This window comes from Sporomusaceae bacterium ACPt (genome assembly GCA_041428575.1).
Classification (GTDB): domain Bacteria; phylum Bacillota; class Negativicutes; order Sporomusales; family Sporomusaceae; genus Sporomusa_D; species Sporomusa_D carbonis.
The window spans coordinates 2,554,559-2,575,377 of sequence record CP155570.1; the positions used below are offsets into that span (position 1 = coordinate 2,554,559).

General features: G+C 41.2%; 20 protein-coding genes and 1 pseudogene. 7 read left to right on the forward strand and 14 right to left on the reverse strand.

Annotated elements, in window-relative coordinates; translation table 11 throughout:
- Positions 1 to 20 precede the first annotated feature (20 nt).
- From SCACP_RS13270 to SCACP_RS13290, 5 genes are all read left to right on the forward strand, one after another.
- Complete coding sequence (locus SCACP_RS13270) at positions 21 to 224, forward strand: helix-turn-helix domain-containing protein (RefSeq protein WP_425058010.1); 204 nt, start codon at positions 21 to 23, stop codon at positions 222 to 224.
- 64 nt (positions 225 to 288) lie between these two features.
- Positions 289 to 1,860, forward strand: coding sequence for a type I restriction-modification system subunit M (locus SCACP_RS13275; RefSeq protein ID WP_425058011.1), 1,572 nt, complete (start codon positions 289 to 291; stop codon positions 1,858 to 1,860).
- Entirely contained in the window at positions 1,857 to 3,011 is a 1,155-nt protein-coding gene (locus SCACP_RS13280; protein WP_425058012.1) for a restriction endonuclease subunit S, read from the forward strand. Before SCACP_RS13275 ends, SCACP_RS13280 begins: the two co-directional genes overlap by 4 nt.
- Complete coding sequence (locus SCACP_RS13285) at positions 3,008 to 3,655, forward strand: type I restriction endonuclease (RefSeq protein WP_425058013.1); 648 nt, start codon at positions 3,008 to 3,010, stop codon at positions 3,653 to 3,655. The genes SCACP_RS13280 and SCACP_RS13285 overlap by 4 nt, the downstream gene beginning before the upstream one ends.
- Complete coding sequence (locus tag SCACP_RS13290) at positions 3,549 to 5,960, forward strand: type I restriction endonuclease subunit R (RefSeq protein ID WP_425061407.1); 2,412 nt, start codon at positions 3,549 to 3,551, stop codon at positions 5,958 to 5,960. Before SCACP_RS13285 ends, SCACP_RS13290 begins: the two co-directional genes overlap by 107 nt.
- Positions 5,961 to 6,052: 92 nt before the next feature.
- Here SCACP_RS13290 and SCACP_RS13295 read toward each other — a convergent pair.
- Positions 6,053 to 7,279: pseudogene (locus tag SCACP_RS13295) on the reverse strand (IS256 family transposase).
- Positions 7,280 to 7,447: 168 nt separating this feature from the next.
- Here SCACP_RS13295 and SCACP_RS13300 point away from each other — a divergent pair.
- Positions 7,448 to 9,199: a hypothetical protein gene (locus SCACP_RS13300; protein ID WP_425058014.1), complete on the forward strand. Its 1,752-nt coding sequence runs from the start codon at positions 7,448 to 7,450 to the stop codon at positions 9,197 to 9,199.
- Positions 9,200 to 9,660: 461 nt separating this feature from the next.
- On the opposite strand, the gene SCACP_RS13305 is transcribed toward SCACP_RS13300, so the two are convergent.
- From SCACP_RS13305 to SCACP_RS13360, 12 genes are all read right to left on the reverse strand, one after another.
- Positions 9,661 to 10,050, reverse strand: a complete 390-nt coding sequence (locus SCACP_RS13305; protein WP_425058015.1) for an arsenate reductase ArsC — start codon at positions 10,048 to 10,050, stop codon at positions 9,661 to 9,663.
- A gap of 9 nt (positions 10,051 to 10,059) precedes the next feature.
- Complete coding sequence (gene arsA, locus SCACP_RS13310; RefSeq protein WP_425058016.1) at positions 10,060 to 11,796, reverse strand: arsenical pump-driving ATPase; 1,737 nt, start codon at positions 11,794 to 11,796, stop codon at positions 10,060 to 10,062.
- A gap of 1 nt (position 11,797) precedes the next feature.
- The gene (arsD, locus tag SCACP_RS13315; protein ID WP_103202047.1) at positions 11,798 to 12,193 is read right to left on the reverse strand and encodes an arsenite efflux transporter metallochaperone ArsD; all 396 of its coding nucleotides are present in this window, start codon (positions 12,191 to 12,193) and stop codon (positions 11,798 to 11,800) included.
- Between the two features lie 15 nt (positions 12,194 to 12,208).
- Positions 12,209 to 12,841, reverse strand: a complete 633-nt coding sequence (locus tag SCACP_RS13320) for a class I SAM-dependent methyltransferase (RefSeq protein WP_028845446.1) — start codon at positions 12,839 to 12,841, stop codon at positions 12,209 to 12,211.
- On the reverse strand, positions 12,831 to 13,901 hold the full coding sequence (gene arsB / locus SCACP_RS13325) for an ACR3 family arsenite efflux transporter (protein WP_028845447.1): 1,071 nt from the start codon (positions 13,899 to 13,901) through the stop codon (positions 12,831 to 12,833). The genes SCACP_RS13320 and arsB overlap by 11 nt, the downstream gene beginning before the upstream one ends.
- Positions 13,898 to 14,443 (reverse strand): DUF2703 domain-containing protein, encoded by a 546-nt coding sequence (locus SCACP_RS13330; RefSeq protein WP_028845448.1) that lies wholly within the window; start codon positions 14,441 to 14,443, stop codon positions 13,898 to 13,900. The genes arsB and SCACP_RS13330 overlap by 4 nt, the downstream gene beginning before the upstream one ends.
- Positions 14,436 to 14,771, reverse strand: coding sequence for an ArsR/SmtB family transcription factor (locus SCACP_RS13335; protein ID WP_028845449.1), 336 nt, complete (start codon positions 14,769 to 14,771; stop codon positions 14,436 to 14,438). The genes SCACP_RS13330 and SCACP_RS13335 overlap by 8 nt, the downstream gene beginning before the upstream one ends.
- Positions 14,772 to 15,114: 343 nt before the next feature.
- Complete coding sequence (locus SCACP_RS13340; RefSeq protein ID WP_425058017.1) at positions 15,115 to 16,275, reverse strand: SEC-C domain-containing protein; 1,161 nt, start codon at positions 16,273 to 16,275, stop codon at positions 15,115 to 15,117.
- A gap of 24 nt (positions 16,276 to 16,299) precedes the next feature.
- Positions 16,300 to 16,749 carry a hypothetical protein gene (locus SCACP_RS13345; protein ID WP_425058018.1) on the reverse strand — a complete coding sequence of 150 codons (450 nt, stop codon included), beginning with the start codon at positions 16,747 to 16,749 and terminating at the stop codon, positions 16,300 to 16,302.
- 17 nt (positions 16,750 to 16,766) lie between these two features.
- A complete protein-coding gene (locus tag SCACP_RS13350) occupies positions 16,767 to 17,606 on the reverse strand; it encodes a hypothetical protein (RefSeq protein ID WP_425058019.1) in 840 nt (279 codons plus the stop codon).
- Positions 17,607 to 17,704: 98 nt separating this feature from the next.
- Positions 17,705 to 18,064, reverse strand: coding sequence for a hypothetical protein (locus SCACP_RS13355; protein ID WP_425058020.1), 360 nt, complete (start codon positions 18,062 to 18,064; stop codon positions 17,705 to 17,707).
- A gap of 214 nt (positions 18,065 to 18,278) precedes the next feature.
- Positions 18,279 to 18,452, reverse strand: coding sequence for a hypothetical protein (locus tag SCACP_RS13360; RefSeq protein ID WP_424910527.1), 174 nt, complete (start codon positions 18,450 to 18,452; stop codon positions 18,279 to 18,281).
- Positions 18,453 to 19,137: 685 nt separating this feature from the next.
- Between SCACP_RS13360 and SCACP_RS13365 the strand changes: the two genes are divergently transcribed.
- Entirely contained in the window at positions 19,138 to 20,370 is a 1,233-nt protein-coding gene (locus tag SCACP_RS13365; RefSeq protein ID WP_425057924.1) for an IS110 family transposase, read from the forward strand.
- Positions 20,371 to 20,583: 213 nt separating this feature from the next.
- Here SCACP_RS13365 and SCACP_RS13370 read toward each other — a convergent pair whose 3' ends face one another.
- Positions 20,584 to 20,802, reverse strand: a complete 219-nt coding sequence (locus SCACP_RS13370; RefSeq protein ID WP_281742757.1) for an SHOCT domain-containing protein — start codon at positions 20,800 to 20,802, stop codon at positions 20,584 to 20,586.
- Positions 20,803 to 20,819: the final 17 nt, after the last annotated feature.

The following is a 20,819-nucleotide window of genomic DNA, read 5'->3' on the forward strand; positions in this document are numbered from 1 at the left end:
AATAACGGAGGGCCTAAAATATGGATAATGAAAACAAAATTGAAAAATGGTCGTCAATGGATACTATAACCGATTATCTTGGTGTAAGCCGTGAAACCGTACTGCAATGGATCAACAAGCGTAATATGCCAGCACATAAGATCGGGCGGCTTTGGAAGTTTAAGATTTCTGAAGTGGATGAATGGATTCGTTCCGGCGGAGCGGCCGATACAAATAATAACTAAATGAATAATATTCAAACTCGACAGAGGATTTAAAGACAAATTTAACTTCAAAGGAGATACAATTATGGCTGATAACAGAAAAGAACAAGAACGTGCCGAACTGCACCGCACTATTTGGAATATTGCCAACGATCTGCGCGGGAGTGTGGATGGCTGGGACTTTAAGCAATATGTCCTAGGTATGCTGTTCTACCGCTATATATCTGAGAATCTCACAAACTACATCAACGCCGGCGAATGGGAAGCAGGAGATCCAGACTTTGATTATGCAAAACTATCCGACCAAGAAGCAGAACAAGCCCGTGAAGAAATTGTTGCCACCAAGGGCTTTTTCATACTGCCCAGCGAGCTTTTTGAGAATGTGCGCCGGCGCGCCGCAAATGACGAAAACCTGAACGAAACGCTGGAAAAGATATTCAAAAACATCGAAGCATCAGCGCAAGGTACAAGCAGTGAGGAAAACTTCAAAGGCTTATTTGACGATATTGATGTAAACAGCAACAAACTGGGCGGTACTGTTGCCAAGCGCAACGAGCGGCTTGTCAAGCTGATGAACGGTGTGGGGGAAATGAAGCTTGGCGATTATAAGGACAATACAATTGACGCTTTCGGCGATGCTTATGAATTTCTGATGGGCATGTATGCGTCCAATGCCGGCAAAAGCGGCGGCGAATATTACACCCCGCAAGAGGTGTCGGAGCTCTTAACCCGCCTTACATTAGTGGGAAAAACCGAAGTTAATAAGGTGTATGACCCTGCCTGCGGCTCCGGCTCTTTGCTGCTCAAGTTCGCTAAGATCCTGGGCAAGGAGAACGTGCGGCAGGGGTTTTTTGGGCAGGAAATCAATATTACTACCTACAACCTCTGCCGTATCAATATGTTCCTGCACGACATTGACTACGACAAGTTTAGCATCGGCCACGGCGATACGCTGACCGACCCCCTCCATTGGGATGACGAGCCCTTTGAAGCTATTGTCTCAAATCCGCCCTACTCGATTAAATGGGCGGGCGACAGCAATCCGCTCTTAATCAACGACCCGCGTTTTTCACCGGCCGGCGTGCTTGCGCCCAAATCGAAAGCCGACCTTGCGTTCATTATGCACAGCCTTGCCTGGCTAGCAACCAGCGGCACAGCAGCCATTGTCTGCTTCCCCGGTGTACTGTATCGCGGCGGTGCAGAGCAGAAGATAAGAAAGTATCTTATTGATAATAACTTTGTGGACTGTGTGATTCAGTTGCCGGACAACCTGTTCTATGGAACCAGCATCGCAACCTGTATTATGGTGCTGAAAAAGTCTAAAAGGGAGAACCGCACCTTATTTATTGACGCTTCCCGCGAATTTGTTAAGGTTACAAACAGCAACAAGCTGACCGATGAGAACATCGCCAAAATTATTGCCGCGTATGAATCACGCACCAACGAAAAGTATTTTGCCCGTCTGGTGGATAACAGCGACATCGCCGCCCAGGATTACAACCTTAGCGTTTCGACCTATGTGGAACAGGAAAACAAGCGGGAGGTTGTGGATATTGTTAAACTAAATGCGGAAATTGAAGCGATTGTTGCCCGCGAAAATATCCTGAGGAAAGAAATTGCCGCCATAATTAAGGAGATTGAGGGGGCGAGCATATGAGCAGATTGGATGATTTGATTGCTGAGTTTTGCCCGAATGGGGTGGAGTATACAACACTTTCTGATGTTTGTAAAATTTCCAACGGGAAAGACCATAAAGGATTAGGAGATGGTAATATCCCTGTTTATGGTTCAGGCGGAGTAATACGTTATGTGGATACCTACATCTACAACAAGCAATCTGTCTTGATACCACGTAAAGGGTCACTTGGAAACCTATTTTTTCTGGATAAACCCTTTTGGACTGTTGACACAATTTTCTATACAGAAATAAAAGAAGAGTTGATGTTTCCGAAATTTATGTACTATTATCTCGCAGCGCAGCATTTAGAAGACTTGAATTCTGCCGGTGGTGTACCAAGCTTAACTAAATCCATTTTAGATAAGGTTGCAGTTCCCATTCCCCCTCTCCCCGTCCAACAGGAGATTGTCCGAATCCTTGATAAATTTACTGCGCTACAGGCAGAGCTGGAGGCAGAGCTGGAGGCAGAGCTGGAGGCGAGAAAAAAGCAATATGAGTATTATAGAGATAAGCTGTTAATTTTTGACAATAATCCTTATGTCAGGTGGATGAGGCTGGGGGAAGTTTGCAAAAGAGTTTCTTCTGGCGGAACACCACTGAAATCGCATAGCGATTATTATGGTGGAAGTATACCTTGGTTACGTACACAAGAAGTAAATTTCGCGGATATAACAGAAACGGAGAATACAATCACGGAACTTGGTCTTAAGAATTCATCGGCAAAATGGATTCCCGCCAACTGTGTAATTATTGCTATATCAGGAGCGACTGCTGCTAGATGTGCAATCAATAAGATTCCTCTTACAACTAATCAGCACTGTTGTAACTTAGAAATAAATGAATCTTTAGCATTGTATCGATATGTTTTCTATTGGGTTAGTAGCCAATATGAACAAATGAAAGCACTTGGACAAGGTGCTCGTAATGATCTTAATGTAGGCATAATAACACAATATCCTATCCCCGTCCCCCCGCTTGCCGAACAAGAGCGCATTGTCGCCATCCTTGACCGCTTTGATGCGCTTGTCAACGACATTACTCAAGGCTTGCCCGCCGAAATTGCGGCGCGGCGCAAGCAGTATGAGTACTACCGTGATAAACTTTTGACCTTTAAGGAGGTGGCGTCATGATTACCTATAATATCGTGGCCGCTTCCAACGAAGCCACCGTTGTTGCCGAATATAACCCTGAGCCATATCGCGCCACAGACTATCAAAGCGAAGCGGCCCTGGAAAAGGATTTTATCCGTCAGCTTTGCTCTCAGGGATATGAATATATTAACGTCACAAGTGAAGCGGCTTTGATCGCTAACCTGCGTCGCCAGCTTGAATTACTCAATCACTATACATTTTCCGACAATGAATGGGACAGGTTTTTCACCCAGAATATTGCCGGGGCGAACGAGGGTATCGTGGAAAAAACCCGCAAGATCCAGGAAGACCATGTGCAGATTCTCAAATGTGACGATGGCAGCACCAAAAACATCTATCTCATTGATAAAAAGAATATTCATAACAACCGCCTGCAGGTGCTTAACCAATACGAAGAGGCAGGCGGCACTCGCGAAACACGCTATGATGTGACTGTGCTGGTAAACGGCTTGCCGCTTGTGCATATTGAACTCAAGGGCCGCGTCGGGTCTGTACGAATATGTTCAAATATTCGTCATCTCCAATGGAACGCATACCAAGTATTACTCAAATACCACCCGCAATCAGCACATCAAGGAATCGGGCGGCAGCAGCAAAAACAAAAAGACCAGCCACAGCTTTGAATTCACAAGCTACTGGGCTGACGCCAACAACCGGGTGATTGCCGACCTCATGGACTTTACAAAGACCTTTTTTGCCAAGCACACCCTGTTAAATATCCTGACCCGCTACTGCGTGTTTACGTCGGAGGAAATGCTTTTGGTAATGCGGCCTTATCAAATTGCGGCGACTGAGAGGATATTGAACCGCATAGAGATTTCAACCAATTACAAAAAAACCGGAACGGTAGAAGCAGGCGGATACATCTGGCACACCACAGGTTCAGGCAAAACACTGACCAGCTTTAAAACGGCACAGCTTGCCGCCTCACTTCCCTACATTGACAAGGTTCTGTTTGTCGTCGACCGCAAAGACCTGGACTACCAGACAATGAAAGAGTATGACCGCTTCGAAAAAGGCGCGGCGAACAGCAACACCTCCACCAAAATTCTGCAAAAACAGCTTGAAGACCCCAATGCCAAAATTATAATCACGACCATTCAAAAGCTGGACGTTTTCATTTCCAAAAATAAAACACATGACGTATACAAGCAGCATATAGTTTTGATTTTCGATGAGTGCCACCGTTCGCAATTCGGCAAGATGCACCGAAAAATCGTTAAAGCGTTTAAGAACTATCACATTTTCGGCTTTACAGGCACGCCGATTTTTGCCGTAAATGCCGGCAGCGGCGGTGATCCGCTTCTGCGCACAACCCCGCAGGCATTCGGCGACAAACTCCATACCTACACAATCATTGATGCCATTAATGACGGCAACGTATTGCCGTTCCGCATCGACTACGTTAATACAGTTAAGGAAAAGGATAATATAAACGATTCAAAGGTTCGTGCCATCGATATTGAAAAGGCCATGTCTGCGCCGGAGCGCATCCGTGAGGTAACAAGTTATATCCTTGACCACTTTGACCAAAAAACCAAGCGCAACAGCTTCTACTCCCTCAAAGGCCAACGTGTTGCCGGCTTTAACTCAATTTTTGCCGTGGCGTCCATCCCTATGGCGATGAAGTATTACACCGAGTTTAAACGGCAGCTAGCAGAACGCAAGCGAAACCTTACTGTTGCGACAATTTTCAGTTTCAGCACCAACGAAGATGACCCCGAGGACGCACTGCCGGACGAAGGCTTTGAAACAGACAAGCTGGATAAAACCTCCCGCGACTTCCTTGAGGCTGCCATTGCCGATTACAACCAGACATTTAACGTCAATTTCGACACGTCGGCGGAGAAATTTCAGAACTATTATAAAGACCTCTCTCTCCGTATGAAAAACCGTGAGGTCGATTTGCTTATTGTGGTCAACATGTTCCTGACCGGCTTTGATGCCACCACATTAAACACACTTTGGGTAGATAAGAACCTTAAGCAGCATGGACTTTTACAGGCATTTTCCAGGACCAACCGTATACTGAACTCCGTTAAGACCTTCGGCAACATCATCTGCTTCCGCGATCTGAAGCAGGCGACCGATGAAGCCATCGCTCTCTTTGGTGATAAAGAAGCAGGCGGCATCGTCCTCTTAAAAACTTATAATGACTACTATAATGGCTACGATGAGGACGGTAAGCATAAGCCGGGGTATGCGGAACTGATTGCGACTCTTCAGTCACAATACCCCTTAGGCAAGGCGATTATAGGCGAAGATGCACAGAAGGATTTTATCCGGCTTTTCGGTGCGATTTTGCGGCTTAAAAATATTCTTACGGCATTCGATGATTTTGCAGGCAATGAAATTCTGTCCGAGCGTAATTTTCAGGATTATCAAAGCATATATATCGATCTTTACCAGGATTTCACAAAGGGAAAGAATGCTGATAAAGAAAACATAAACGACGACATCGTGTTTGAAATTGAGCTCATCAAGCAGATAGAAGTAAATATTGATTATATTCTTATGCTTGTAGCGAAATATCATGAATCCAACTGCACCGATAAGAGTATTCTTGTGGCTATTGACAAAGCCGTCAGCTCCAGCATTGAGCTCCGCAGCAAGAAAGAGCTTATCGCCAAATTTATCGAACAAGTCAACACGTCCACACAAGTAGATGATGATTGGCGTATTTTTGTTGCCGAACAAAAAGAGAAAGATCTGTCGGCAATTATTGAAGCTGAAAAGCTAAAACCGGAAGAAACACGAAAGTTTGTGGCGGGTTCTTTCCGCGACGGTACAATGAAAACTACCGGCACAGACATTGACAAAATCCTGCCGCCCGTTTCACGTTTTTCCGGCGGCGGTCGGGCAGCTAAAAAACAGAGCGTCATAGAAAAACTTATGGCTTTCTTTGAGAAGTATCTTGGACTGGTATAAATTCACGCAAATTAACTGATGACAAAATTAACTGGTTTATCGATCAAGTCCTAATTTATGTGTAAAATCATCCCCAGTTAAAATTGAAGCAATTAACATATTTTAACAATTTTGCTGTCCATGATATGAGTTTGCCGTTCACGCCAATCCCAATAATCGGTCATATCCAAGTACTTTTTGCCGCTTGCCCATTTGTCATCGATTTCCATGAGTAAAGCGCCAATCAAACGTAAAGCAGAAGCCCGGTTCGGGAAAATCCGAATGACTCTTTCGCGACGTCGAACTTCTTCATTGAGACGTTCAACCCCATTAGTCGTACGCAAGCGTTTACGATACTTTTCCGGCAAGGCTAAAACGGCTATGGCATCGTCAAAGCCGGCTTCTAGTATAGCCATTGCCTTTGGCGCTTTTGTTTCATAAGCGGCAAGCGTTTCATTAAGAAGCATTACTGCAGTTTCTCTATCCGGCGCAGCCAAAATGGCTCTTACCCGAGCAAGAATTTCCGGCTGCAAGGACTTCGGCGTCGCATCCAAGATGTTGCGTGTAAAATGCGTTTGGCAACGCTGCCAGGTGACTCCTTGGAAGTATTGGCGGATAGCACGGATTAGCCCACCGTGATGGTCCGATATAATCAGATCAACGCCACACAAGCCCCGCCACTTTAGCCAGCTGAAAAATTCACTCCAACTGGCTTCCGACTCGCTGTCGCCCAGCATAATCCCCAGGACTTCCCGATAGCCCTCAGCATTTATGCCAACGGCAATCATTACGCCACGTGAACGCACACGTTCTTCTTCACGGACTTTAATGACCATGGCATCTACCATGACAAACGGGTATTTTTGATCCTTTAATGGACGTTCATTCCAAGCGTGCACAATTGGATCTAGGCGCTTACAAAGGTCTGATACGGTCGACTTGGAAAACTCGCTGCCACAAAGTTCTTCTGTGATTTGCGCCACCTTACGGGTCGACACACCGTTTACGACCATTTCCATCAAAGTCAGCACTAATGCTTGCTCACTACGTTGATAGCGGGCAAACATCTCGGTTGAGAACTTACCGTCACGAAACCGTGGTACTTTTAGGGTGATCGTGCCAACACGGGTGGCAAGGCGATGGGGATACACTCCGTTGCGATAACCCTGCCGCTCGTCTGTACGCTCGTAGCGCTCAGCACGCAATTGTTCTGTGGCTTGTGCTTGTAAAATCTGGTTCAATACCTCCTCCAAAAAAGACGCCATTGCTGCATCTTTCGCATTGCTTAAAAAAAGTTAATGCAAAATTTTCGAATCAATGTTAATCTGGTATTGAGCCATTTCAAAATCACCTCTCGTTGAATGTTGTTGCCGCTTCATTCTAACTGAGGATTTTGAATTGGCTCTTCTTTTGTTAATTCCTTTTTACACAATTATACGGACTCTACTGGTTTATCCCCATGATCAGGTGGGGATAACAATTATTTTGTAAAGCAGGAGTTATTAATTATGGCTTATATCGAACATGATTTATTAAGAAAACAAAAACCCAGAAAAAACAACCTTAAGGTCAGGGTCGATTTATATGCCTACGCATCTGAGCTATATGATGAACTGTCCTCAATTGGTATAATTAAGCGCCTGAAAAACATTTCGCAACTTGGTCTAATAAAAGTTGAGAAAAAGCTGGCCAAATCAAGGTATGACTACGTGGTTTTACAGTTGTATCTTCATCAGATGATAAAGAAATCACTACAGTCACAACTTGCATTGACTTACAACAATCTAGTTAAGCCAAATGAATTTCGCAAAAACTTTCGATACAAAACCAAAGATGACAAACCAACAATAGGCGATATGTTACAAATTTTAACTATTGCGTATAACATTGGTCATTTTTTTAATACATTCACGGCATCTCGGGCAGTGATAATGCTGGCCGAAAAGAATCCAGAATTCCGAAATATATTAATTAAAAGCTCATCAAGCCAAAGATTTCAGATAACTTCAGAGGAGTTGTTAAATGAGTATAATTATCTAAGACTACATCTTATAAACTCATTGCTTGTTCTCGAACACTGTGATCAAAACAAGCAATCAGTGATACTGGCACAAGAACTTTTATATGCATACTTACGAGAAAAAGACCTACCTGAAAATAGTAAACTGCACTATGTGTTCGAATTATTTCGTTCAGTACGCAACGTTTCATACATAGCATATGATTTGCAAATTGCCAATACACCACTAACTATTGACTTATGTAACGAGAAGGCAATTTTGCTATTGCTTAAGGAGCTCATTTCTATATATAACGACCAGTTACCAGCCAACCAAATGCTCACCTCTATAAGGAAAATGCTCAATGATACCTTATACAATGAAAGCTCAAATGCTATTTGTTATTATAGTATTTCGCGAAAAATGGCTTCAATATTGAACAAGCAACAAAGCTGGATTGATAAAGATTATTATTCTGATATTTGGTTAAGTGAAGGCAGTGTTTTGAATACACGGCATAAACAATCGCATGATTATTCATCAGAAGGGATTTTGAAATTAACCTTCAGCGCTGAGGACAAGTCTCTTTCCAAAGATCTCCTCTTGGCTTTAGAGCGAGTAAATAATTCCAGAGTAGGATATTATGATCGCTATTCCGGTGAAAGGACGCTTCTTGTTTCCATAAAAAAGAAGTGCTCCAATAAGCCGCGTGCTGCTTTTCGCATATTGAAAACTACCATTAGTTATTTACGCAAGGTGTCAGAGCCCTCTAATTTGGATACAAGATTCTTGCTAGCAAGTAAGTTCTTTCTTCATTATTTCTTTAATGAAAATCAAATCGTTATCAAACCGACCATTGATCAAAAAATATGTGTTCTATGCACTCGAGGAAAAAACAGTCGTTCTAGTGAAATAAAATCTTTGTTGAACAACGGAATAGGAAGTGCCGACGAGCGTCATGAAGTAGAATATATGTATAACTGCTTAATACAAGACACTATCAATGACACAAGTATAATCATACCAGGCAGCATACTGGTGTATAAAAATGGCAAAAAACTTAGCGAGTTCGACGGTATGATAATTCATCCCATGAGGAAGAAAGATCAAGTAATACTTTTAGAGTCAAAGAATAAAGAGTCAAAGCCATTATATGCAAAAAAGTGCTTATCAGAAAAACTAGATAAACTTTCTTTTCCATATAAAAAAAGCGATATCCAAACACACGGATACGATTGTCAATTAAAAGTATCGCTGTGACGGTTTTCCATAAAAATAATCATATAATAATAGCCAAAGATCCCCTGCCTCCATAACTCAATTGGACAGGAGATTCCGCTTTTTTATTGTTTAATATTGTTCAATACCTTTCCGCAAAATCCCCCTTACTTCCGCCAAAAAGTTCCGTCTCGCATAAATTTCTACCCCCGGGGGTAAAAAATCGCCTAAACCATACGTCTAGGCGAACATAAAACACACTTGTTAATTTATTCCAAAACCCGCCAAACCTTATATTTCAAGCTATTTCCGCTCTATCATGGCTACACACTCAACGTGGCTTGAGTTGATGAAACGGATGTCTGTGGGGTAAATGAGAAACCATCTGTACGTGGGAACATGTCAATAGGTTTTGGGCCAATTTTCGAAAAACCGCCGTTTGCGGGAACATGTCAATTAACAATAACGCCAACCACTAAATTTGCGATTGGCGTTAATTAATTTTATATCAGTTTCTTCTTCAATTCAATTATTCGGGCTTCAATAATTGAAATAACTTTTTTAAATTCTTCATCACTCTTACCAGTAGGATCATCCAATCCCCAATCCTCTCTATGCTTGCAGGGAAGGTAAGGGCATTCCACATTGCATCCCATTGTAATTACAATATCTACCGGCGGGATATCATCAAGCAACTTTGGATATTGGTTTTTCTCCATATCTATATCATAAAGCTCTTTCATTAGACGAACGGCATCCTGATTGATCTGTGGCTTCGTTTCAGTTCCTGCCGAATAGCTTTCAAAAGTATCACTAGCAAGATGCCGTCCCAGTGCCTCTGCAATTTGACTGCGACAAGAATTATGAACGCAAATAAAAGCGACTTTTATCATTTTACTCTCCTACAGCGCCAATAAGCGTTCACCCTTGATATCCTCAGGACTCCATGAAATCAGTGCGAACTTCCCATTTGCATGTTCATTGATGCGGTTGAGCCATTCTATTTCACCAGCTGCCTTAGCCTTCAGTATGTGATTTGTCGTATCCGTGCCATAAAGTGACTGATTGACCACCCACCACTTAGCGGCGATGCCCGCACGCTTTAAATCATCTTCAAGACGAAGAGCCTCATAAACGGGAGTCGCTTCCGGTAGGGTCACAATAATGACCTCGGTTTCGTCTGATTTCAGTCGTGGTAACAGTCGTGCCACCGATTCAGGTATTTCTCCCTTAGTACGTTGTATTTCGTGATTATAACTCTGTGTGGACTCCAACAGGAGCAGGGTGTGACCTGTAGGAGCAGTGTCTATAACTACCACCTGATCGTCTGCCATGTCAACTAATTCCGCAAATGCACGGAAAACAGCGATCTCCTGTGTGCAGGGTGAGCGAAGATCTTCTTCGATATAGGCAATATCCTCGTCACTCATACCGGATGCGCGTGCCTTGGAGAGCACCTCTTGCTGATACTTTTTAAGCTCCTTAGCTTCATCAATATGGCTCATGGATATACCGCTTGTTTCGTCTATCACAAATTTTAAATGTGCAGCCGGGTCAGTAGTGGTAAGGTGGACTTTCTTTCCTCGCTTTGCAAGTCCTAACGCAACAGCAGCCGCAACGGTGGTCTTGCCTACACCGCCTTTTCCCATCGTAAATATTACACGCTTGCCTTCTGCTGCTAATTCATCTATCACATCGCTGAGCGAAGGAATATGGTCAGTATTCAACTTTCGCGGCTCAGTAGGGACATAGTCGGTGGTAAGCAAAGCACGCACATTTTCCAAACCAGTGACATTATACGAGCGTAAAGGTACCATATAGATTGGAAACGCCTTTAAGGCTTCCGGCATATTAGATATAGCTGCTTGCTGTTTTTCGTAAAGGCTGGAAGAAAGAGCATCAGTATGCTCCATCAATAATCCATTGATAACCAGCATCTGATTGTTAACACCTAACGCAGACAATTCATCGGAAGCACGTTCCGCTTCTTTAAATGGTGCGATTTCCGGTCGGGTAACAAGTATTAATGTAGTCAGACTGCCATCCGATAGTGTTTCCACAGCTTGCTGGTAAATCGATTTTTTGCTCTCTAAGCCTGATAGTTGACCGAGGCAGGATGCGCCGTGTGTACTTTCACTTATGAACCTGCTCCAAGCAGAAGGAAGCTGAAGCATTCGTAGGGTATGGCCAGTAGGAGCAGTATCAAAAATAACATGATCGTATTCCTGCTGAACCTTTTCGTCTGTTATGAAATTAGAGAACTCGTTGAATGCTGCTATTTCTATTGTGCAGGAGCCAGAAAGCTGCTCCTCCATATTTGCGATAACAGAAGCGGGCAACTTGCCTCGATAAGGCGCGATTACGCTCTCCCGATACTCAGCTGCGGCCTGTATAGGGTCGAGGTTAGCCACATATAGATTAGGCACACCGGGGATAGGCGTACCTTTGTTGGTCAGTTCCATCGAGAACACGTCTTGAAGATTGGAAGCCGGGTCGGTGCTGATGAGCAACACACGCTTGCCTTTATCCGCAAGAGAAACAGCGGTGGCACAGGCGATGCTGGTTTTGCCAACGCCACCCTTGCCGGTATAGAAAAGATATTTCGTTAATTTGATGTTTTGTGGATCGAATAAATTCATTTTAACAGCAACCTCCCTTGCAATTACAGCCGCCGGATTTTTTCATAGAAACCTTTACTGTTATGGGCTTCCTCTTTATTCCCAACACATCCTCGGGAAGATCAAGCAGCTTTGTAAATTCCTCATTGGTAGGGTATCGGCCTGTAATGACAATCTCGCCATCAACCATTACTGCTGGTAATCCCTCTGTTCCTTTTTCATTGATATAGGCGTTGATGGTCTTGTCTTTTATAAATTCAGCAGGTGCACTGTTAAGGTTGAAGCGGTCAACAATTACACCATGTTTTTTTAACGTGTCAAGCACTGTAGAGATACGCAAAAGTTCAGGGTCTACTCCCACACCACAGAGTCCAGTTGGGCAGCACATAGCGGGTTCGAATATTTTCATTTTTTTCATAACGATCAACTCCTTTTATATAGATGATTTTTCGGCTGAAGCAATAAAGATGTTAATTGCTGCACTACTACAGGATTCACAGGAATCGCAGCAGCATTGTTCATTTAAATCTTCAATTTTTATGTTGGATAGGTTTGCTTCAGCAAACCATTTCTTAATATCTGAGCGCTCAAAACCAAGCCAAACATCAAACTGCTCTTTCCGTAAAAACTCATAATCATGCCGGTCTAAATCGGCAATTACTAATTTACCACCGGGCTTTAATATACGTGTCATCTCTAAAATCGCTTGCCCCGGTTTTTCAACGTGATGCAAGAACATATTTGCCATTACATAATCAACGCTTTCACTCTCTAAAGGTAGCGTATAAGCGTCTGCCTGAATACAGGTGATTGCACCGCTTGAACCGAACTTTTGCTCCAATACATTGAGCATTTCCTTGGACTGGTCTATCGCTATGACACGAAGCTTCCTGTTAAGCAATTCTTGCGTAACAAAGCCGGTACCTGCGCCGATATCAACAGCCGTTGATCCTTCTTTTACTTGAGCTGCTTCACACAATTTTTCCCGAATACTATCAGAGAAAAAGGTCTGGCGTATCGTATCCCATTGGTCTGATACACTATCGAAATAGTTTTTACTGCTCACTATTCAGCCCTCCTTCCGCAGGAAACCAGTGCCTTGTATTATTCGCTATCTTTACTAACATCAACATAACAGGTACTTCTGTTAGAACCCCTACAATGGTAGCAAGTGCAGCTGGACTTTGTGTTCCAAATAATGAAATCGCGACGGCAACTGCCAGTTCAAAAAAGTTAGAGGCACCAATCATACCGGCAGGCGCTGCTATCTCATGAGGTAGTTTTATAGCCTTGCTTGCTAGATATGCAATGAAAAAGATTAGGAAAGTCTGAATAATTAATGGTATAGCAATTAAAGCAATATGCAGTGGATTATTCAGAATTACATCGCCCTGGAATGAAAAGATTATTATTAGTGTTAGCAATAGACCTATGGTAGTGATATTCCCAAACTTCGGTATAAAACTCTTTTCAAAGTAATCTAGTCCTCGCTTTTTTGTAATGTAATTACGGGTAATTATACCACCAGCCAGCGGGATAACAACAAACAATACTACAGACAAAATAAGAGTGTCCCAGGGTATGGTTACACCGCCCACACCTAGGAGAAACGCAACTATAGGCGTGAAAGCTATGAGAATTATAAGATCATTTGTTGCCACTTGCACGACAGTATAAGCCGCGTTGCCTTTGGTCAAATAACTCCATACAAATACCATCGCTGTACACGGTGCCGCTCCAAGAAGTATTGCTCCCGCAAGATAGTCTTGTGCCAATTCTGCCGGAATTAGAGGTTTAAAAATTACGAAGAAAAACAGCCATGCAATGCCGAACATGGTAAAAGGCTTTATCAACCAGTTGGTTATCCATGTAACGAAAAGCCCCTTAGGATTTTTGCCTACATTTCTAATACTTTGAAAATCTACTTTTAGCATCATTGGATATATCATAAGCCAGATTAAAATCGCCATAGGTATTGAAACATTTGCATATTCAAAACGTCCTAAAAACGCTGGGATTCCAGGTAAAAACTTTCCAATCAGGATACCCACTGCCATACAAAGAAGCACCCAAACCGTTAAGTATTTTTCAAAGAAACCGATTCCTTGTGTTTTTTCTCTGCTCATATCGTATTACCGCCTTTCTCACACCGTTCAGCTTTATCCTTGTATGCCTTGGCTATAAAATATTTCTTTAGATTTTCAGGAAGCTGATAGGCTTTGCGCTCAGGCTCACGTTGCCCGGTGTTATATACCTCGCGCAGGATGGCGTCCACAATCAATTCCTTTGGAGGGGACGTGTATTCGACTCCATTATATACCCATACACGGCAGTCAACATTATCTCCGCAAAGCGTTCCACAATCCTCGCAAAGTGATTCTCTGAGCTCTACTGCGATGTCATTTCCATTCACGCGGATGGTCGGCGAACTGATAAATTGATATTTAATTGCCAACTCCTTCGTTGTAATATTTACTTTGTTTACCTTGACTTCATAACCTGCCGCATTAAGTACCACGGCTACGCTGGAAACTGCTTCATCCAGTGCCTTTTCAGTATCCTGGCATCTACCGCAAACGGTCGTGTCCAGATACAGAAAATCAATGTTGATAGGTTTTTTTGGCTGCGGCTGGCAACAATTCTCGGAAGAACAACAACATTTACTCATTTTCATTACACCCCTTACAACAAATTGAGTTATCTTTGCAAATACAATTTTCCTTATTGGAAGTGATAGCACAGAAAAACTGTTTTGTTTTGCTGATAGTATCATCATCCAGAGAGTAATACGTCCATTTACCTTCTTCCCGCGCTTTAACAATCCCACATTCACACAGGATTTTCATGTGATGAGACAGTGTGGATTGGGACATTTCAAACTTCTCCAGAATATTGCAGGCACAAAGTTCCCCGCAGGAAAGCATATCTACAATCATCGCTCTTTTGGGATCTCCCAACGCTTTAAACACTTTCGTGTTATCCAAGTAGTAATCCATAACATCACCTCAAATCTAAAAACTTCGATATGATATATTATATGCGTCAAATCGAAAAACGTCAATGTGATATATAAATTTTAAATAAAATATTTCATGAACATTTTTAGCGGAGCTGTTTCTTCATTAAAATAGAGAAGCATCCGCTAATTACGGATGCTTAAATAACCGTGTAGATTGTAAAAACAACGTTTTTCATTTTCACACCTACATCCAACCACCACACAACCTCAAAAGAATCCCTTAAAAACATCTAATCTGAACCTTACGTTTACAGGAACATATCAATGGATTTTTGGCTGTTTTTAGTAAAACCGAGGTATATAGGAGCATACCCACTAAATTATAAAAACAAATTAATTTTGGTTGCTTGCTCGTATACTTTTCCAGATTTGTCTTTTGCAGCATTTTTTAGTCCATATCCAATGCACATCTCCATTCGCATTGCTTCAGGACCATGAAGATTAGCATAATATGTATAAGCCATCTGTGTTTCTTCATCCCAGGCTCTCCACAACGAAGGGCTAAGTACTATATTCTCAGAATATAGTGGTAAAACCATATTTAAATAAAATTTAAGTTTATCTATTGAAGAGGATTTAAGCTGATTAAATAATTCCTCATAAATATGTTTCTCCGATTCAAGGCAACTTAATAGTAACCACGACTGTGTCGTTTCTGGAAAAATAGTTACTGCAATTCTATGCATAATCCCTTTCTTTGTATGTTTAATTTTTTTGCCATTTGTATCATATTTAGGAGCAATATACGCATATCCCGCAAACTTTATTTGTTCTGGAATCCTAATTACACATGTTTCAATTCCTTCAAATGTTTTTCCGATTATTTGTGAATCAAAGTGTTTTTTTACGGGTTCAAATTCCTGCATCTTGAGCTGTAACATTCTGTACATACCAATCATTTCAGGAGATTGAAATGCAATTGGATTGTCTCTGAAGTTACTTTGAAATATATCTAATGCCATTCTCTGTTTGTAATATTCAAAAATAAAAGCTTTATAAGCATAAACAAATTTCATTTCTTTACTTGTTTCATCAAAATCCGGGGCATCTTTTTCGATAACAGCAAATGCTATATTATCATGATACTCGCAGAAACAAGTTTCTGTAGTTGCATCATTAGCGCTTACTCTACTTATTTCCACTATAGGAACTACTTCACCATTATTTAAAGGGATAAGGAGAGGCTGCTTTTTGGGGTTTAACATATATACATGGCGCTCTGAACCAGCTAATAAAGAAATGATCTTGTTATTCTGCAATGCATGCGCTTCTTTGATTGGGCCTTTGCATTTTTCTTGCTCTGGGTGCAGACAACACTTCTTCATAGAAGCCCTCATTTTCTCCATTATTTGAACTTCTACTGGCTTTTTAGAAGGGTTTATTTTACGTGATTCTTTCCCCTTACAACATTCTTGAAAATTCATATTGCTACCACAAGGACACGGTTCACTATCTTTTAACTTAGTTTTAGACAAAAACAACACTCCACCCTCCTTATTTTATAATCAATTTTTATCCTCATCTGGCTGCATTAAATTATCCTCAAAAGCAAACAAATTTTGAATTGGAATTTGTTCGCGCAAATAATATGTCAAGTCAGTATCACCAACCGTCACTCCACCACAAAGTGCTCCCTTAAAATTAAGAGATTTGCCGTCCGTATCTGTAATTTCCATTTCCCAAGTTCCAATATCAGTAGCATCACAAGTCAATTGGTCACTTTCTATATACTGTGAGAAAAGCTCCAATATTTTCTTTACTGCGGATTTCCCTATATTAAACTGTTGCTTTCTAGAAATCTCGAACCGACCAAAACCATTTCCATATTTATATCCTGTAAACCATATTTCGCCATTAGCAGAAATGGTCAAATGCTGTTCCACTTCGTCATCAGGAAGTGGTTCTGGACCGAAGCATATATTATTTGAAACAATTCTTACTTTTTGTATCTGCAATTGGAACACCTCCTGTGCTACTCCCTTTTTAATACTGGCAAAACAGTCTCTAAATATTGCTGCCAATATCCTTCGTCATCACCTTCCATATAATGAAGCCAATAATACATAAACAGAATTTCAAATTCCTGCTTTCTGCCTTTTATAAAAGGCTTTTTCGGCATTCTTCTGTATAGTGAATCAATATTAAAGAGATTACTTTTTTGCTTATAGTCGTAGTCATACTTTCTCCAAGTATATTGACTTTTCTTTCTATGTGTCGAAGGCCAAATTTCCTCATTATCATAAAAACTATTTATCCAATCATATGCAAAAGCAAGGAGATTAACTTGATACTTTGTCCATGTATGATTGATCCAATCACTAATTTCTTCAGTAATTGTCGGCACTCCAAACTCAAAATGCTTTTGGCTTTGAACCCGATGATAATCTTTGATAAAAAGGAAAAGCATTTCAGTCTGATCTTTAAGAAATGGCAGTTTTTTAATAAGTTTAGTATAGCAATCATATGAAATATTTCTAAACTCGCTGTCCGTATTATATAGGAAAAACAGTTCATACTCTCTCAGTATATTACCGATATACCTGTGGATCTGTTTTCCATATTCATCGTAAATACCCACCGCCCATTCTCTAACTTCAGGCTCATAATCTTGAAGTTGCTTACGATACTTGTCTAATTTTTCACTATGAAGCACTGTTTTTTCTTCGGCTTCAGTAGTATTCAAATAGTTGTTAAAGTACTCAAATACGTAATCCACACAAATTTTTAAATTTTGAGAACGTGCTTCAATATCAAATTCATTGAGTCTATCCTCTTTTTTTCTACGAGCAATATACTCTTCAATACTCAGCATTTGCTCACCTCCTAAAATAGCACTGACTTTATCTAATAAGGAATTAAATTCCCGACTTATGGCTGCTTGATGAATAGCTCTTTTATTAATCAGTCGCTTTACTCAATACTATTCATTATCTCTTTCATGCTGTCAATTAAATAGTCCTTTTCAGATTCTGACACCTCGTTGTTTTCTTGTAGGCTGGCAATATAGGATTTAATAATATCTTTGTCTTTTACAAAGTTAATGTTTCCAGGCAAATTGCTGAGTATCAATTGAGCATCTATAAAAGCGCCCATGCTATTAATAACTTGATTCATTAATTTTTCTGCTTTATCGATATTCCCATTTTTCATTGCTTCTTTTGCAGAAATACTAATACTACGGATATCTTCTCCCCATATAGCATATCTTGATGGAGTTGCCTTGCAGCCTTCTTCACATGAATCAAAAATCGCTCTTTCTAATCTGGCCATGAACATGTTTTCACTGTCGTGTTCTTTTACTCTCGTGATTACTATGGGAGCATTTCTGTTGTTAAAATTATAGAAATTTATTACAGCCCGCATCAATGATTGTATTTGAGCCAATCTTTATCATCCCTTTCATCTTAACAATCAATTATAATCAGTTTTCACTGATAAATATGTTTCAGACTGTTGGTAAGGATAAATCACTTCAAAATTCACATCATGGCTGTTTTTCATGTATACTACATTTAAATTCATCGCAATATCCTAAACCATCATCAAATTCCTTAATCTTTCCCTTTGTGCAGCACTTAGGTACACCATTTTCATCATGTTCACAAAACCAACAAAAATCACAAACTGGATCACAAACAGGGTCATTACAGATATACATTCTAATCCTCCTCGTATAATAGAATTAGATCCACCGGATAGCGTAATTTCCAGTAAGGAAACACATATTCCGGGGAACCGGTTCCCAATTCTGAAGAAGCTCTTTTTACCCCGAAATATTATCCACATTCAGCCTGTAATGCGCGCGGTTATAGGTTGTGGTTAATTCCTTCTATGGTTAAAGATCGCTTTTTCAGAATGGATTAATAAACTTCAACTGAATAAGAACACTGATTGAAGTCAGCAATTCTTACTTTGGCGTCAATTTGATACGCCCGGGGCACAGGCCCAATTCCAGAGTTGCTACAATTCAACAGTGATTGAAACCGGCCAGCCGGAGTATGTATATGCTCCCTGTCGCTGGCTGGTTTTTTACTGCCTTTTTTACTCATTACCTACCTTGAATCTTGGACTTGCTCATGGGACAATGGGATCGACAGGTACTTTTCGGGAGATTTCTTCTCCTCCTTGCGGATCCACACTGGATACTGCTGTAGAAAGCCGGCTACCCGTGGTCCATCATCGAGTATCTAACCGCTAGTTGCACCAGTCTGGAAACTGGGGGTAGCACCCACACTGTCTGTTTCCTGTACATGAGTTCTGATGACGAGGCTGCTTTAGATGGTTCCCATGGGCACCCAGGTCTGAGAAGTATTTGATTATTTATCCGAAGGGAGGTGTGGATTATGGCTAATCTTATGGTAGGCATTGACGTTAGCCTCCGCTCTCATTCTGTACAGTTCATGAATGATTGTGGGGATGCTTTAGAATCTTTTAGCATTCCTAATAACCTGATAGGCGCTCAAACTCTACTTGAACGTATTCTTCAATCGGCTCAAAAACTTCAATCTGAACTTATTCGTGTAGGCATGGAAGCCACTTCGAATCTTGGTTGGCATTTGGCTCATTTCCTTAAAGCTAACCTCCATCAAACCCAAGGTTCCAAAGCTCAGGTCTTTGTCCTTAATGCTAGAAAAGTGGCTCGTTTTAAGAAAGGCTATGATACTCTTCCTAAGAACGACCGCATTGATGCCTGGGTGATTGCAGATCAACTTCGGTTTGGCCGTCTTCCACATGAGTTGACTTCTACTATTCAATTTGAGGCTCTCCAGCGTTTGACCCGAACCCGCTTTCACCTTATGCAAAATATCGCCCGCGATAAAACCTACTTTCTCAATCAAGTCTTTTTGAAATTTAGTGGGCTTCGCCAAGATAATCCCTTTTCCAATATGTTTGGCTCTACTTGTTTAGCTGTTTTGCAAGAACTTGAACCTGAACAGATTGTCTCTATGTCCATTACAGAGTTAGTAGACTTTTTGAAGGAAAAAGGGAAGAATCGCTTTGACGATCCGGAGCAATTGGCTTCTTTCTTGCAAAAACTTGCCCGCTCGTCTTATCGTCTTGATAAAGCTATGGCTGATCCTGTTAATCTCTCATTATCCGTTATGCTCAGTGTTATTCAGACTATGGAAAAAGAAATTGCCAAACTGGATAAAGAGATTGAAAAAATCATGAAGTCCATTCCCGAAACCTTATCATCTGTGAAAGGGATTGGGCCGGTCTTTGCCGCCGGTATTATCGCCGAAATTAGCGATATCGCTCGCTTTTCTCACCACAATTCTCTTGCTAAGTATGCTGGACTTGTTTGGTCTCAGTACCAATCGGGAGAGTTTGAAAGTGAGGAAACCAAGCGAGTTCGTACAGGCAATAAATATCTGAGGTATTATCTAATACAGGCAGCTAACCTCGTTCGTCGATATGACAGTGAGTATGCTGCTTTTTACGCCGAAAAATATGCCCAAGCATTCAAGCATCATCACAAACGTGCTCTCGTCTTAACTGCCCGAAAACTGGTACGGTTGGTCTTTATGCTACTAAAGACCAAGCAACTGTACACACCGCCTGAGAGGAGAGGTTAGTTTTTTCTTCTAATTGGCAGCCTTTAAAATACCTCATCTTTCTTACATAATTTGGTAGTTAAGGTGAGGTTTATTTGGTATACCCTTTTTTAGGCTAACTTCTAATTTCTCGTTATCTTTTTTCCAATTTTTCAGTTTTTCCATATTGACATTTTACCGCTAGGCTTTGGGCATGTGACATGTTACCTCTGTGTGCCGCTAATAGCAAGCTAATTAGGCCATAAGCTGTGCGTACATCGGCGAGAAAGTTTTAAGATTTAACTTGTCGATTTTGTCGAATTCTTCCTCTGAAATCAGTCCCGCTTTAAGCATCTTTTGCAGGATTTTATATGCCCGCCAGTAATCAACCTCTCTTTGAATTTCCTCCTGTGTTATCTTTGTATAGTTCGTTTCCTGCGGGTTATATGTGAAATGATTAGCCGCCTCTATCATTCAAACACCTCCTATAA